Here is a 15984-nt window from a genome sequence, read left to right as displayed (position 1 = left end):
CTTGGTTGGAGACGTTACTCAACCTTGATCATCCCCGTCATGTGCGGGTGCAGCGAACAAAAATACTTGTAATCGCCCGCGTTGGTGAAGGTGAAAGAGAACTTGTCGTCAGTGTCCAGGGTCTTGGACCTGAACTTGCCGGCCGACACCACGGTGTGGGGGATGTCGTCCCGGTTGGTCCAGGTCACGGTGGTGCCGGCCTTGATCTTGAGCTCGGCCGGCTGGAAGACGAAATTGTCGATATGGATCTCCATGTCGTCGGCACGAGCGCTTGTTGCGGGCAGCAGGATGGCCGCGGCCAGAGCGAGGCCGAGATCGACGCCGAAGGCGCGGCGGTTGAGGGTCTTCATTGTCAGCTTCCACCTTAGCCCTGGAGCGGCGTGTCGATGATCGCGAGCCGCTGCTCGTTCTGCTTGAAGTTGATGCTGGCAACGCCGAGCATGCCGCGGAGCCTGGCGTCCTCGACCTTCATCGGTCCGGGCGAGGCGGCGGCTCCCGGCGCCGGCTGCGGGAAGGCGGTGGAGCGCGCGGTGTGGAAGGTGACGTTACCCTCGACCTTCTGCATCACCTGGTGAATGTGTCCGTTCAGCACGGTGACCGAGCCAAAACCCTTCACCTGTTCCAGCGCGCGGCCGCCGTCCTCGGTGCCCCAGCCCCATTCCGGATAGACGGTCCAGAGCGGGATGTGGGCGAACAGCACGATCGGCGTCGATTTCGACTTGCCGCGCAGATCGTCCTGGAGCCAGGCAAGTTGCTCGGCGCCGAGATTGCCGAGGCCGCCGGCCTTGAGGTCGACGACGTTGACGAGGCCGATGAAGTGCACGCCGCCGGCATCGAAGGAATACCAGCCCTGGCCCTTGGTGCCGCGGCCATAGCGCTCGCGATACAACTTCACCTCCTCGTCGAGGAAGTCATGCTCGCCGGGCACGTAGTGCACATCGAGCTTGCTCTGCGAGATGATGCGCTCGGCATTGTCGAATTCGGCGGCCTTGGACAGATGCGTGATGTCGCCGGTATGGATCATGAAGGACGGTTTGGCCGGCATCGCGTTGATCTTGCCCACAGCCTCCTCCAGCGTGCCGAGTGCGTTGGGATTGGCCGGCTTGTCGAAGCCGACATGGCTGTCGCTGATCTGGAGGAAGCTCATGCCGGGCGCGGCTGCGGTCGCAGCCTGTGCGGAATCGATGATGCCGAGTGAGCGCGGCACACCGCCGGTGACGGTCCAGAGCACCCCGGTGCCGGCCCAGGTCATGCATTCCAGCACCTTGCGGCGGCTGACGCCGTCGCCGCCGTGATCATGTCCGCTCATCGCATCTCTCCACGTCGCCCGGAATTGGGCTTTCAGAGGAGGTGATCGGGGGAGGGGGAGGCTTATTCGCGGGAGGTGATGACGATTTCGTGAGGGGAAGTCTCGTGTCCCGGGCGCAACGCAGCACCTCTTGGTGATGCGTTGCAGAGCCGGGACCCAAGAAGGCGGCACGGCACGCGGTGAGATGGGCCCCGGCTCAGCAGCGCATCACTGCGTGCTGCGCTGCGTCGGGGCACGAGACTATTTTGCGAACTCTCTCACGGCCTCGGCCGCACGCTCCGGCACTTCTTGCGCCACGCAATGCCCGGCGTTCTCGAACACCAGCGTGCTGACGCGCGGAATCAGCGACACCGCGCGTCGCGCCATCTCCCAGTAGATCGGACCGGACTTCGCCGCGGTCGTGACGCGCACCGGGCAGTCGATTTCGGTGAGCGAGGCAAACGGATTACCGCGGGCATCGCCGACATAGACCTGCTCCATCGCCTCGTAGATCGGACGCAGGATTGCGCACTCGATCTCCGGCGTGCAGCAGAGTCGCACCCGGCCATCGTCGAGCGGCACGAAGCCGTGGCGTACATAGGCTCGAAGCGAGATCTCGGTCCAATCCGCAAACGCCGGCGCTGTGCGGTAGCGTTCGAAGACGGCCTCGGCACTGTCGAACACGGCGCGCCGGCGCAGCGTGCCCTGGACTCGCGACAGGGATTCCTCGCCCAACCCTCCGGGGCGCGCCGCGCGCGGGTCCATGATGGTCGGCTCCATCACGAACAGACGTGTGAAGCGTCCGGGCAAGAGCTTTGCCGCCAGCAGAAGGTCGGTCGCGCCGGCGCTGTGGCCGATGCCGTAGACGTCGCGCAGCTCGAGTGCATCGATCACCCGGCAGACATCCTCGGCATAGTCCAGGAAGTGATAGGCGCCGGGCTTGTGGCTGGCGCCATGGCCGCGGCGGTCGAGCGCATAGACCGTATAGGTCGATGCTAGCTCGCGCGCGACTTCGTCCCAGACGTCGGCGACGAAACCGGTGCCATGCACGAGCAGAGCAGGCGGCTTGCCGCTTTCACCCCATTGCAGCATGGCGATCGCTGCGTCGGCGGGGCCGATTGAAAAGCGGTTAGGATTGATCATGCGACAGGATGCTACTTCGCATCCTCCAAAATCATCGTCGCGCCCTTCTCGGCGATCATCGCCGTCGGCGTATTCGTGTTGCCGGAGGTGATGGTCGGCATGATCGAAGCATCGACAATGCGCAGGCCTTCGAGCCCGTAGAATCGCAGGCGTTCGTCGACCACCGCCATGGGATCGCTCACCGCGCCCATCTTCGCCGTGCCGACGGGATGGAAGATGGTGGTGCCGATATCGCCGGCAGCCTTTGCGAGCGATGCATCGTCGTCGCCGACGGAGGGGCCGGGCAGATATTCGCTCGGGCGGTATCGTGCCAGCGCTTTCTGCTGCATCAGGCGGCGCGTGGTGCGGATGGCGTCGGCGCCGACCTGGCGGTCGTCGTCGGTCGACAGATAATTCGGCGCGATGATCGGCTTCTCGTCAGGGCTCGCCGAACGCAGCCGCACGGTGCCGCGCGAGGTCGGCTGGAGATTGCAGGCGCTGACCGTGATGGCGGGGAAACGGTGCAGGGGATCGCCGAACTTGTCGAGCGACAGCGGTTGCACGTGGAATTGGATGTTCGCGCGTGCGCGCGTCGCGTCGGAGCGCGTGAAGATGCCGAGCTGCGAGGGCGCCATGGTCAGGGGACCGCGGCGGCGGAAGGCGTAGTCGAGGCCCATCAATCCGCGGCGAAACAGATTGTAATAGGTCTCGTTCAGCGTGCGCACGCCCTCGACCTTGTAGATCGCACGCTGCTGCAGGTGATCCTGCAGATTGCGGCCGACGCCGGGCTTGTCCATGACAATGTCGATGCCGAGGGGCGACAGCCAGTCGGCGGGGCCGATGCCGGAGCGATGCAGCACCTGCACCGAGCCGATCGAGCCGGCCGACAGGACCACCTCGCGTTTCGCTCGCGCTTCGATCATCTCGCCGTTCTGGATGAAACGCACGCCGACGGCGCGGCCCTGCTCGATGATCAGGCGGTCGACCAGCACGTGCTTCTCGAGCCGCAAATTGGGGCGCCTCAAGGCGGGCTTGAGGAAGCCGCGCGCTGAGGACCAGCGCCGACCGCGCTTCTGGTTGACGTGGAAATAGCTGGTGCCCTCGTTGTCGCCGGTGTTGAAATCCGGGATGCGCTTGATGCCCATCTCCTCGGCGGCATCGCCGACGGCATCGAGGACGTCCCATGACAGCCGCGGCGCCTCGATGCGCCAGCCGCCCCCGGCGCCGTGATGCTCGCTGGCGCCGAGGAAGTGGTCTTCGAGCTTCTTGAACAGCGGCAGCACATCGTCATAGCCCCAGCCGGTCATGCCGAGCTGGCGCCAATGGTCATAGTCCGCGGCCTGGCCGCGCATCGAGATCATGGCATTGATCGCCGAGCAGCCGCCGATGACCTTGCCGCGGGGATAGGCGAGCGAACGGCCGTTCAGGCCAGGCTCGGCCTCGGTCTTGAACATCCAGTCCGAGCGCGGATTGCCGATCGCGAAGAGATAGCCGACCGGGATGTGGAACCAGATCCAGTTGTCGTCGCCGCCGGCTTCGAGGACGAGGACGCGATTGCCGGGATCGGCCGACAGCCGGTTGGCGACGATGCAGCCCGCCGTACCGGCCCCGACGACAATGTAATCAAATTCACCTTCGAGCCGCCTCGGCATTCTGCTTCCACCCAACCGGCGTCATGCCCGGGCTTGTCCCGGCATCCACGCACTTTCTGTTCTAATAGTCAGACGTGGATGGCCGGGACAAGCCCGGCCATGACGAGAGGACAGGGTTACCCTCGGCGCGCGGCAGTTGGGTGGACTGGCGCTTGCATGGTAGACATTCCTGCATTTTCAACAAAGCTTGAGACCTTCCATGCCCATCGTGAACCGCGTCGCCGACCTTCAACCCGATATTCAGGCCTGGCGCCGGGACATCCACGAGCATCCCGAGCTGCTGTACGATGTTCATCGCACTGCAGCATTCGTCGCGGACCGGTTGCGCGAGTTCGGTTGCGACGAGGTCGTCACCGGGCTCGGCCAGACCGGCGTGGTCGGTGTGATCAAGGGCAACAAGCCGGCTGGCGAGGGGCTCAAGACGATCGGCCTGCGCGCCGACATGGATGCGCTGCCGGTCGAGGAGCAGACCAACCTGCCTTACGCCTCCAAGACCCCCGGCAAGATGCACGCCTGCGGCCATGACGGCCACACCGCGATGCTGCTCGGGGCCGCCCGCTACCTCGCCGAAACCCGCAATTTCGCCGGCGATGCGGTCGTGATCTTCCAGCCCGCAGAGGAGGGCGGCGCCGGCGGCGCGGCCATGGTCAAGGACGGCCTGATGGAGCGCTTCGGCATCGAGCAGGTCTACGGTATGCACAACGGCCCCGGTATTCCGATCGGCTCGTTCGCGATCCGGCCGGGCCCGATCATGGCGGCGACCGACGAGGTCGATATCATGATCGAGGGCCTCGGCGGTCATGCCGCGCGTCCGCACAAATGCGTCGATTCCGTGCTGGTCGGCGCGCAGGTGATCACCGCGCTGCAGTCGATCGTCGCGCGCAGCGTCGATCCGCTGGAATCGGCCGTGATCTCGATCTGCGAATTCCACGCCGGCAACGCCCGCAACGTCATTCCGCAGACCGCGACGCTGAAGGGCACCATCCGCACGCTCTCGCCCGAGGTGCGCAAGCTGGTCGAGAAGCGCGTGCATGAGGTGGTGGCGGGCGTCGCACAGATCACCGGCGCGAAGATCGACTTGCGCTACCAGCGCAACTATCCCGTCGTGAACAACCACGCCGCGGAGACCGAGGTGGCGCGGCGCATTGCAAAGCAGGTTGCCGGCGATGCCAACGTGCACGAGATGCCGCCGCTGATGGGCGGCGAGGATTTCGCCTACATGCTGGAAGCGCGCCCCGGGGCCTTCATCTTCTGCGGCAACGGCGACAGCGCCGGCCTGCATCACCCCGCCTACAATTTCAACGACGAGGCGATCGTGTTCGGCACGTCCTACTGGGTCAAGCTGGTCGAGGAATCGCTGGCGGCGTCGTAACGCCGAGCTTCAAGCGCAAATGAAAAGGGCCCGTGCATCGCACGGGCCCTTTGTCTTTGAGGAGCGTGATTGCTCAGAAGATCCGCGAGAAGATCACGTAGAGCGTGGCCGACAGCATGATCGCGCAGGGCAGCGTCAGGACCCAGGCCATCAACAGATTGCGGATGGTCGCCATTTGCAGGCCCGAACCGTTCGCGGCCATGGTGCCGGCGACGCCGGATGACAGCACATGGGTGGTGGAGACCGGCAGGCCGAACACGTCGGCGGCGCCGATCGTAGCGGCGGCCACCAGCTCGGCCGAGGCGCCTTGCGCGTAGGTCAGATGGCTCTTGCCGATCTTCTCGCCGACCGTGATGACGATGCGCTTCCAGCCGATCATGGTGCCGAGGCCGAGAGCGATGGCGACGGCGACCTTCACCCAGGTCGGGATGAACTTCGTGGCGCTGTCGAGCCCGCCCTTGTAGGCGTTCAAGGTCGCGACCTCTTCCTTGTTGAGGTCGTTTTCCTTGTCCTTCATCAGGAAGCGGATCGCTTCCGAGGTCAGGTACATGTCGTTACGGGTGTTGCCGACGACTTCCGCCGGCACCTTGTTGAGCGAGCCGTATTTCGCGACCTGGTCGCCGACATCCTTCACCAGCACCGACAGCGAGGGGTAGGTGCCTTCGCTGATGTGGTGCGAGGTGATGTACTGCGTCACCGCAGGACGGGGATCGCCGATGATCGAGTGACCGGCACCCTTGGCCGCGATCACCTTGGAAGCAGCATCCGAGACCTTCTGGAACTGGGCGACCTGGGATTCCGGCAGTGCGCGGTTGAGCGCATAGGCGGTCGGCACGGTGCCAATCAGGATCAGCATGATCAGGCCCATGCCCTTCTGGCCGTCGTTCGAGCCGTGCGCGAAACTGACGCCGGTGCAGGTCGCGATCAAGAGGCCGCGGATCCAGAGCGGCGGCGCCTTGTTGCCCTCGGGCGCGGCATACAGGGCCGGGTTGCGCACGATGAACTTGAGCAGCAGCAGCAGCGTCGCAGCGCAGATGAAGCCGAACAGCGGCGACAGCAGCAGCGCGTAGCCGATCTCGGTCGCCTTGGTCCAGTCCACGCCCGAGGTGCCGTCGCGACCGCGCATGACGGCGTTGGCGACGCCGACGCCGATGATCGAGCCGATCAGCGTGTGCGACGAGGAGGCGGGCAGGCCGAAGAACCAGGTGCCGAGATTCCACAGGATCGCGGCGATCAGCAACGCGAACACCATCGCGAAGCCGGCGCTGGAGCCGACCTGCAGGATCAGCTCGACCGGCAGCAGCGAGACGATGCCGAAGGCGACCGCGCCGGAGGACATGAGCACGCCGAGGAAGTTGAAGAAGCCCGACCACATCACCGCGACTTCGGCCGGCAGCGAATGGGTGTAGATCACGGTCGCCACCGCATTGGCGGTGTCGTGGAAGCCGTTGACGAATTCGAAGCCGAGCGCGATCAGGAGCGCGACGAACAACAGGATGTAGGGCAGGTAGCTCGTCACGCGTGCGCCGGTTGCGTTGACGTCGACATAGATGCTGTAGGCGACGAACAGCAGGCCCGCGGCGAGGATACCGAAGAACAGGATCATCGTCAGCGGATTGAAGCCCTTGTCGAGATTTGGCCGCGAGGCCGGCTGGATCGGCGCGGGATCGGCTACCGCGCGGTCGAATGCTACATCGGTCATGTCTGGACGCCCCTTAACTTTGAAGTAAGGGTATTGTCCGCGATGGATTTGAAGGCTGGATGACAAGCGGCGGTTGAAAACCGTTTTCCTGCCAGTATTTAGGCGGCCCGCGCGGCTCTCTTCTGCAAGCCGGCAGCGATCTTCAAATCGTCGACAAAACGCTGATATTCCTGCACCTTGGCTTCCGGATCGGGCAGCCGCAGCAGATAGGACGGGTGCACCGTCACCAGCGCTTTGCGTCCGTCGGGAAGGTCGATGAGCCGGCCGCGGGTCTTGCCGATGGGGGTGATCTTGCCGAACACGCTTTGCGCGGCGGTGGCACCCATCGCCACGATCAGATCAGGCTGAATTGCCAAGACTTCCCGCTCATACCATTGCCGGCAGGCCCGGATCTCCGGCGTATTCGGCTTCTGGTGCAGGCGGATCTTTCCGCGCGGCACGAATTTGAAGTGCTTCACCGCATTGGTGACATAGACCTTCTTGCGATCGACACCGGCCTCCTCCAGCGCACGGTCGAGCATCTGGCCGGCCGGACCGACGAACGGATGGCCGGCGAGATCTTCCTTGTCGCCGGGCTGCTCGCCGACCAGCATGATATTGGCGGATCTCGGGCCCTCGCCGAACACGGTCTGGGTCGCGTCCTTGTAGAGATGGCAGGCGCGGCAATGCGCGGCCTCCTCGCGGAGCGCTTCGAGATCGTCGGCAGCTCGCTTGCGTTTCATCGGAGCCTCCGGCCGCTTCTGAGGCTTGTGCGGCTCGGTTGCGGCATTGGCGATCATGGCGCCGGTCATGCGTTCGGCGTCCTCGATCAAGGGCTTAATGATCGAAGCCTCGGGCAGGTTCCTCCAATATTTCTTCGGCATCTCGGCCTGCATCGCCTTCACCTTGAGCCGGGCTGGATTGAAGATGCTGGCGTAATAGCGCCGCCAGGTTTCCTCCAGCCGGTCTTCGCCCGGCGCTTCGCTCTTGCTGACGCCCGGCGTGAACGCGAGCGCGTGGCCGTCCCAATGCGCGCAGAGGCCCGGCGTCAGGATCGACCAGGGCATGTCGGCAAAGCGTTTTGCGAAGAATGGGGCTGCAAGCTCGACGATGTGATGCTCCGGCTCGAACCAGGCAACGTAATGCGCTGCGCGCTCGCGTCCGACCTCGCGGAAGCGGACGAAGGCGTGCATCTTGTGCTCGTCGCGATGGACCGCTCGCGCCATCGCCGTGACTTGCGCGACGTCAGGGTCGGTCGCGACCTCGATGAGGTCGTGGTTGTCCTTCAGCCGAAACAGCAGGCGATAGAGGATCGCAAAGCGCTTGATATCGCGGTGCAGGATTGCAGCCTGGGCGAGTTCGACAAATTTTGCGGAGACATTGAAGGTGCCGTCGTTCACCTCGAGGATCGGAGACGGCGCTTGCGGCGCGAACAGCTCGGCTTCGCCGCCCCGCACGGTCCAGCTGACATCGGTCGGCTGCACATGATGAAGCACGAGGCTGCGCGCGGCTTTGCGCCAGCCGTCGAAATCGGTTTCGTTGTCGAGGGTGATGTACTGCATCAGAAGCCAAATCCCAATTGTGTTGCTTTCGGCTTGAAGCGCTCGATCAGCCCGGCGGCATCGAGACGATGCGGCGAGGGGCGGTGATCGCTGAGGACGATGAATGGCAGGGCCTTGTGCTTGGGCACGTGCAGCCGCGCGAGATCGGAGAGACGGATCGTGGTGGTGCGCCGCGTCGTAATGATGCGCTCGACCGTTTTGGTGCCGAAGCCCGGCACGCGCAGCAGCTCCTCGCGGCTGGCGCGGTTGACGTCGAGCGGGAAGCGGTCGCGATGGCGCAGCGCCCAGGCGAGTTTTGGATCGATGTCGAGCGGCAGCATCGCGCTGTCGTCGACGATCTCGCCGACATCGAAACCGTAGAACCGCATCAGCCAGTCGGCCTGGTAGAGCCGGTGCTCGCGCAGCAGCGGCGGCTGCACCAGAGGCAAGGCGCGGCTGGCGTCGGGGATCGGGCTGAAGGCGGAGTAGTAGACGCGCCGCAGGCGGTAGGCGCCGTAGAGATTGGCGCTGGTGTGGAGAATGGTGTGGTCGGAGGCAGCATCAGCGCCGACGATCATCTGCGTGCTTTGGCCCGCCGGCGCGAAGCGCTGCGGCTTGGCCCTGGTCTTCGCACTGCGGCCTTCCTCGGCCTCGTCGAGCTTCAGCCGCAGCCGGCCCATGGTGCGGCGGATCGCGCGCACGTCCTTCTCCGGCGCGAATTGCTGCAGGCTCGTCTCCTCGGGCATCTCGATGTTGATGGAGAGACGATCGGCATATTTGCCGGCTTCCGCGATCAGCGCATCGTCGGCCTCGGGAATGGTCTTGAGATGGATATAGCCGCGGAAGTGATGCTCCTCGCGCAGCTTTCGCGCGACGCTCACCACCTGCTCCATAGTGTAGTCGGGGCTGCGGATGATGCCGGAGGAGAGAAACAGGCCCTCGATGTAGTTGCGACGGTAGAAGTCGAGCGTGAGCTTGACCAATTCGTCGACGGTGAAGCGGGCGCGCGGCACGTTCGAGGAGGCGCGGTTGACGCAATAGAGGCAATCGTAATTGCAGGCGTTGGTCAGCAGCACCTTGAGCAGCGAGATGCAGCGTCCATCCGGCGCGTAGGAATGGCAGATGCCCATGCCGGGCGCGGTCGAACCCATGCCCTTGCCGTCGCTGGAATCCCGCTTCTCGGTGCCGCTGGAGGCGCAGGACGCGTCGTATTTGGCGGCGTCCGCCAGGATTTCCAGCTTGCGTTGTACGTCCATCTTGGAATCCCTTTGATTCAGCTCATGAATCCGCTTGCGCGCCAATTCGATTGACTCTCTATGCGCCGTTAGCTTTATATTAGAACATATCATGAACAAATGAGCCAGCCGCTGGTTCTCTTTTTGAGAGCCATCGGCAATCACCTCTGAAGGAGCGGCGAGCATGAGCGGCGCACGTCAAAGCGCGCTTGCGACCTTGCGCGGCCAGATCGAGCGTATCGAGACGGCGACGGTCGTGCATCCGCACGATCGCGTCGCACTCGGTCATAGCGAAGCCGACAACGCGCTGAAGGGCGGGCTCGCGCGCGCGGCGATTCACGAGGTGTTTTGTGAGGGACGGCAGGGGACGGCCGCGACCGGCTTCGTCATGGGGCTTGCCGGGCGCGTCTCGGCGCAGCGGCCGTTGCTGTGGGTACGGCAGGATTTCTTGGAGATAGAGGCAGGCGCGCTGTCGATGAGCGGGCTCGCCGAGCTCGGCCTCGATCCGCGCCGCGTGGTGATGGTGCGCGCCGCCGATGTCGAGAGCGCGCTGCGTACCTCGGCCGATGCGCTCGCTTGCGATGCGCTCGGCGCCGTCGTGCTCGAGCTCTGGGGCGAGACCAAGCAGTTCGATCTCGTGGCGAGCCGCAAGCTGACGCTGGCCGCGCAAGGCTCCGGCGTCACCGGCCTGATGCTGCGGATGGCGGCGCAGCCGCTGCCTTCGACCGCGGAGACACGGTGGATGCTGCGCGCGGCGCATTCGCCGCCGGGATCGGTGTGGGACGCATGGGGCGCGCCGCGCTTCGATGCCGAACTCTTGCGTAATCGTCATGGCCCCTGCGGCCGGTGGATCATGGAATGGAATTGTGATGAGTGCCAGTTCAGTGAACCGTCGACGTATTCTCAGCCTGTGGCTGCCGCGCCTGCCCATCGACCGGATCCAGCGTTTCTTCAACAGCGCCGGGCTGGGTAAAACCAATCATGAGCCGAGCATCGTCGTCATCAAGGACAACAATGCGCTGGTGATCCATGCGCTGGACGAGGCTGCCGAGCGCCTCGGCCTGTACATCGGTCAGCCGCTGGCCAATGCGCGGGCGATGTGCCCGGACCTGAAAGTGTTCGATGCCGATGTCGCGGCCGATGCGAAGACGCTTAGCGACATCGCCGACTGGTGCGACCGCTTCACGCCGCTGGTCGCGCTCGACCCGCCGCATGGGCTGTTCCTCGACATCACCGGCTGTGCGCATCTGTTCGGCGGCGAGGCTGCGTTGCTGCAAGCGCTGGTTCGTGCGCTCGGCCGACAAGGCTTTGCCGTCAGCGCGGCCATCGCCGGCACCTCGGTCTGCGCGCGCACGCTGACGCGGCAGGCCACGGGCACCATCGTTGCCGATGGCGAAGAGGCGAGGGCGATCAGCCGGTTTCCGGTGTCCGCGCTCGGTGCGGGCGAGGCCATCACCACCGGCCTGCGTCGCGCCGGCCTCAAGACCATCGGCGACGTCGCCGCGCGCTCGCCGAGCGAGATTACGGCGCGGTTCGGGGCGCGGTTCTCCACGCTGCTCGCGCATGCGCTAGGACAGGGCGATGCGCCGATCAACCCGCGCAAACCGCTGCCTGATTACATCGTGGAGAAGCGTTTCGCCGAGCCGATCGCGACCGACACCATGATCGCAATGACGCTGTCGCGGCTGGCGGACACGCTGATTGCCTCCATGGAGAAGCAGGGCAAGGGCGCGCGCCGGCTGGAAGCCGCGTTCTTCCGCACCGACGGCGTGGTGCGCGCGATCATGGTCGAGACCGGACGTCCGGTGACGCGAAGCGCGGTGATCGACCGGCTGTTTCGCGAGCGCCTCGACGCGCTCGCCGATCCGCTGGATCCCGGTTTCGGCTTCGACATGGTTCGGCTGTCGGCGAGCCGCACCGAGATCGTGGTGCAGGAGCAGCGCGATCTCGACGCCCATGTCCACGACAATGACGAGCTTGCCGCGCTGATCGACCGCATCGCCGCGCGCATCGGCGGAAAGCGCGTCGTCGTGCAACTGCCTGAGGATACCCATATCCCCGAATGTGCGGTGATGGCCGCGCCGGCGCAGCATCATCTCGCCGCCGCCATGCAGGCCGAATGGCCGGCACGGACCGAAAGCGAGCCGCCGCTGCGCCCCTTGAGGCTGTTCGACAAGCCGGAGCCGATCAAGGTGCCGTTCGCGGCCGTGCCGGATGGTCCGCCGCATCAGTTCACCTGGCGCCGCGCGCTGCATGCCGTGGTGAGGGTGGAAGGACCCGAGCGTATCGCGATGGAATGGTGGCGGCAGGACGGCAAGCAGCTGACGCGGGATTACTTTCGCATCGAGGACGCCGAGGGCCTGCGCTTCTGGATTTTTCGCGACGGACTTTACGAGGGGGAGGTGTTCGACGGCGACGGTGAGCCTGCTTCTCCCGGCTGGTATGTGCACGGTCTCTTCGCATGAATACGCCCGCCTATGCCGAAATCGGCATCACCACGAACTTCTCCTTCCTGCGCGGTGGCTCGGATCCGCGAGCCTATGTGCATCAGGCGAGCAAGCTCGGCATTCCCGCGATCGGAATCGCCGACCACAACACGCTCGCCGGCGTGGTGCGGGCCTGGAATGAGCTCGACAATGACAAGGTGTTGCACAAGCCGAAACTGCTGATCGGTGCGCGCATCGTCTTCATCGACGGCACGCCCGACATTTTTGTCTACCCGCGCGACCGCGCCGCCTATGGCCGGCTGTGCCAGCTCCTGACCAAAGGCAAGCGCGGCGACGACATCACGCGGATCGAGAAGGGCGAGTGCCGTCTCACTTTCGCCGATCTCCTGGAATTTTCGGAAGGCCAGCTCCTGGTCCTGACGTTGCCGCATCGCTTCGAGCCGGCGCAGGCGCTGGATGTGCTTGCAAAACTAAAGGCGAGCCGCGCCGAAGGCGTGTGGCTCGCGGCGAGCCTGATCTATCGCGGCGACGACCGGCGCCGCCTGGCACGGCTCGATGACCTCGCCGCCGAAGCAAAAGTGCCGCTGCTCGCGACCAACGAGGTGCTTTATCACGATCCCGGCCGCCGTCCGCTTCAGGACGTGCTGACCTGCATCCGGGAAAAGACCACGATCGAAGCAGTCGGACGGAAGCTGGAAGCCAATGCCGAGCGGTTTCTGAAGACGCCCAGGGAGATGGCGCGGCTGTTCCGCGATATCCCCGAGGCGATCGCGGAGACCATGCGTTTTGCGGGGAAGATCGACTTCTCGCTCGACCAGCTCAAATACCAGTATCCGGACGAGCCGGTGCCGCCGGGCAAGACCGCGCAAGGGCATCTGGAGGATTTGACCTGGGCGGGCGTCGATAAATATTTTGGAGGTAAGATCGACGACAAGCTGCGCGCGACGTTGAACAAAGAGCTCGCGCTGATCGCCGAGCTGAAATACGCACATTATTTCCTCACCGTGCACGACATCGTGCACTACGCGCGCAGCCAGAACATTCTGTGCCAGGGGCGGGGATCGGCGGCGAATTCGGCCGTGTGCTACGTGCTCGGCATCACCTCGGTCGATCCGACCAAGGTCGATCTGCTGTTCGAGCGCTTCATCTCCAAGGAGCGGCTGGAGCCGCCCGATATCGACGTCGATTTCGAGCATTCCCGGCGCGAGGAGGTGATGCAATATGTCTATCGCCGCTACGGCCGCCATCGTGCCGCGATCATCGCAACGGTCATCCACTATCGCCCGCGCAGCGCCATCCGCGACGTCGGCAAGGCGCTGGGCCTGACCGAGGACGTCACTGCCGCGCTCGCCGACACCGTCTGGGGCAGCTGGGGCAAGGGTCTCAACGACATGCAGGTCAGGCAGGCCGGGCTCGATCCACAAAATCCCATGATCAACCTTGCTGTCGAGCTTGCGACCGAGCTGATCGAATTTCCGCGCCACCTGTCCCAGCACGTCGGCGGCTATGTGCTGACGCAGGACCGGCTCGACACCTATGTCCCGATCGGCAACGCGGCGATGGACGACCGCACCTTCATCGAATGGGACAAGGACGACGTCGACGCGCTCAACATGATGAAGGTCGACGTGCTCGCGCTGGGCATGCTGACCTGCATCCGGAAATGTTTTGATCTGATCGCAGACCACAAAGGCGAGCGTTTTGTGCTGGCGAGCGTTCCCCAGGACGACCCCAAGGTTTACGACATGCTGTGTGACGGGGAATCGCTCGGCGTGTTCCAGGTCGAGAGCCGCGCCCAGATGAACATGCTGCCGCGCCTGAAGCCGCGGACCTTCTACGATCTCGTCATCGAAGTTGCCATCGTGCGCCCGGGTCCGATCCAGGGCGACATGGTACATCCGTATTTGCGGCGGCGGAACGGGCTTGAGAAAGTGACCTATCCTTCACCATCGCCCGAGCATGGCCCCGCGGACGAGCTCTACAAGGTGCTGCACAAGACGAAGGGGGTGCCTCTCTTCCAGGAGCAGGCTATGCGCATCGCGATCGAGGCGGCAAAATTCACGTCCGAGGAAGCCAACGGCCTGCGCCGCTCGATGGCGACCTTCCGCAATGTCGGCACCATTGGCCAATACGAGGAGAAGCTGATCGGCAATATGGTCGCGCGCGGCTACGATGCCAATTTTGCCAGAAGCTGCTTTGACCAGATCAAGGGCTTTGGCTCCTACGGCTTCCCGGAGAGCCACGCCGCGAGCTTCGCCCAGCTGGTCTACATCTCGTCATGGCTGAAATATCATCACCCCGACGCCTTCTGCTGTGGCCTCCTGAACTCGCAGCCGATGGGCTTTTATGCGCCGGCACAGATCGTCAGCGACGCCCGCAAGAACGGCGTCGAGGTGCGCGATATCGACGTGTCCTATAGTTTTGCGCAGAACACGCTGGAGAATACTGACGGCAGGTATTGTGCCGTCCGCCTTGGCTTTCGCCAGATCGACGGCTTCCATTGGCTCGATTCCGATGAGGAGGTCCTCAAGAAGGAGCAGGCGAAGCGGCAAGGCAAAGTCTACGTCACTCAGGAGGACTGGGCCGACCGCATCATCGCCGCCCGCAACCGCCGCCCCTTCACCTCGCTGGAGGATTTTGCCCGCGACACCGGCCTGCCCAAGCGTGCGCTGATCCTGCTGGCCGATGCCGACGCGTTTCGCTCGCTCGGGCTCGACCGTCGCGAGGCGCTGTGGCAGGTGCGGCGGCTGCCCGACGACGTGCCGCTGCCGCTGTTCGAGGCCGCAACCGCGCGCGAGCAACCGGACGAGCACGCGCAACCGCTGCCGGTGATGCCGCGTTCCGAGCAGGTGGTCGCGGACTACCAGACCATCCGGCTATCGCTGAAGGGGCACCCGATGGAATTCTTGCGCGAGATGTTTTCGCGCGAGCGCGTCGTCGCCTGCAAGGATGTCAGCCACGCGAACGAGCGCCGGCGCGTCCGCTGCGCCGGCGTGGTGCTGGTGCGGCAACGGCCGGGCAGCGCCAGCGGCGTCGTGTTCATGACGCTGGAGGACGAAACCGGCATCGCCAATGTCGTGGTGTGGCCCAAGATCATGGAGCAGTACCGGAAAGAGGTGATGGGCGCGCGCCTCATCCTGGTCGAAGGCTATATCCAGAGCAGTCCCGAGAAGGTGACGCATCTCATCGCCCAGCGCATGATCGATCGCTCGCACGATCTGGTCGGCCTCGCCAACGACGCCCTGAGCCGCAAGCATCCGGTGCCGGCAGGTGCCACCGTGGTCGAGCCGCTTAACGAAGACTCCCGCGCGCTCACGGACATGCCGGCGCAAAAACACCGCCACCCCCGCAACGTCCGCATCCTGCCGCCATCGCGGGATTTTCATTGAGGGGTGGCGCGGAGTGCTGCCACGTACGGCTGCCGTAGGGTGGGCAAAGGCGCGCCTAAGCGCCGTGCCCACCTCCTTTTGCGGCTCGTCGCGAAGACGTGGGCACGCTTCCGCCTTCGCTCTTCGAGCTACGGCGGACAAGTCGCTTTGCCCACCCTACGAGTTTCCCGCTCGCAATGACGAATTTGTTGAAGTAGCGTGCCACACGCTCAGCCGTCATACGCCGTGAAAGCGGGGTATCCAGTACGCCGCGGCTT

The 15984-nt window shown here is 64.6% G+C and carries 11 protein-coding genes; 4 read left to right on the top strand and 7 right to left on the bottom strand.

All coding sequences use genetic code 11. From position 1 onward, the window contains the following. Positions 1 to 14: 14 nt before the first annotated feature. The 4 genes from BM190_RS16745 to BM190_RS16730 form a co-directional block, all read right to left on the bottom strand. Positions 15 to 350, bottom strand: coding sequence for a cupredoxin domain-containing protein (locus tag BM190_RS16745; RefSeq protein ID WP_018315708.1), 336 nt, complete (start codon positions 348 to 350; stop codon positions 15 to 17). A 14-nt stretch (positions 351 to 364) separates the two neighbouring features. Next, a complete protein-coding gene (locus tag BM190_RS16740) occupies positions 365 to 1309 on the bottom strand; it encodes a metallophosphoesterase family protein (RefSeq protein WP_018315709.1) in 945 nt (314 codons plus the stop codon). 240 nt (positions 1310 to 1549) lie between these two features. Further along, on the bottom strand, positions 1550 to 2431 hold the full coding sequence (locus BM190_RS16735; RefSeq protein WP_092256738.1) for an alpha/beta fold hydrolase: 882 nt from the start codon (positions 2429 to 2431) through the stop codon (positions 1550 to 1552). An 11-nt stretch (positions 2432 to 2442) separates the two neighbouring features. Next, a complete protein-coding gene (locus BM190_RS16730) occupies positions 2443 to 4062 on the bottom strand; it encodes a GMC family oxidoreductase (protein ID WP_092256735.1) in 1620 nt (539 codons plus the stop codon). 199 nt (positions 4063 to 4261) lie between these two features. On the opposite strand from BM190_RS16730, the gene BM190_RS16725 reads away from it, so the two are divergent. Further along, positions 4262 to 5434 carry a M20 aminoacylase family protein gene (locus BM190_RS16725; protein WP_018315712.1) on the top strand — a complete coding sequence of 391 codons (1173 nt, stop codon included), beginning with the start codon at positions 4262 to 4264 and terminating at the stop codon, positions 5432 to 5434. A gap of 73 nt (positions 5435 to 5507) precedes the next feature. Here BM190_RS16725 and BM190_RS16720 read toward each other — a convergent pair whose 3' ends face one another. From BM190_RS16720 to BM190_RS16710, 3 genes are all read right to left on the bottom strand, one after another. Next, positions 5508 to 7136, bottom strand: a complete 1629-nt coding sequence (locus tag BM190_RS16720; RefSeq protein ID WP_091953325.1) for an inorganic phosphate transporter — start codon at positions 7134 to 7136, stop codon at positions 5508 to 5510. A gap of 98 nt (positions 7137 to 7234) precedes the next feature. Beyond that, a complete protein-coding gene (locus BM190_RS16715; protein ID WP_092256732.1) occupies positions 7235 to 8677 on the bottom strand; it encodes a UdgX family uracil-DNA binding protein in 1443 nt (480 codons plus the stop codon). Further along, positions 8677 to 9912 (bottom strand): putative DNA modification/repair radical SAM protein, encoded by a 1236-nt coding sequence (locus tag BM190_RS16710; RefSeq protein ID WP_026201542.1) that lies wholly within the window; start codon positions 9910 to 9912, stop codon positions 8677 to 8679. Before BM190_RS16710 ends, BM190_RS16715 begins: the two co-directional genes overlap by 1 nt. 163 nt (positions 9913 to 10075) lie before the next feature. Between BM190_RS16710 and BM190_RS16705 the strand changes: the two genes are divergently transcribed. The 3 genes from BM190_RS16705 to BM190_RS16695 are packed head-to-tail and all read left to right on the top strand — an operon-like array spanning position 10076 to position 15727. Beyond that, on the top strand, positions 10076 to 10864 hold the full coding sequence (locus BM190_RS16705) for an ImuA family protein (protein ID WP_092256729.1): 789 nt from the start codon (positions 10076 to 10078) through the stop codon (positions 10862 to 10864). Further along, positions 10761 to 12356: a Y-family DNA polymerase gene (locus BM190_RS16700; protein WP_177237109.1), complete on the top strand. Its 1596-nt coding sequence runs from the start codon at positions 10761 to 10763 to the stop codon at positions 12354 to 12356. Before BM190_RS16705 ends, BM190_RS16700 begins: the two co-directional genes overlap by 104 nt. Continuing rightward, entirely contained in the window at positions 12353 to 15727 is a 3375-nt protein-coding gene (locus BM190_RS16695; protein ID WP_092256726.1) for an error-prone DNA polymerase, read from the top strand. The genes BM190_RS16700 and BM190_RS16695 overlap by 4 nt, the downstream gene beginning before the upstream one ends. Positions 15728 to 15984: the final 257 nt, after the last annotated feature.

This window comes from Bradyrhizobium sp. Rc3b (assembly GCF_900114915.1).
In the GTDB taxonomy this organism is placed as follows: Bacteria; Pseudomonadota; Alphaproteobacteria; order Rhizobiales; family Xanthobacteraceae; genus Bradyrhizobium.
This window is presented reverse-complemented; position numbering and strand designations above follow the sequence as displayed.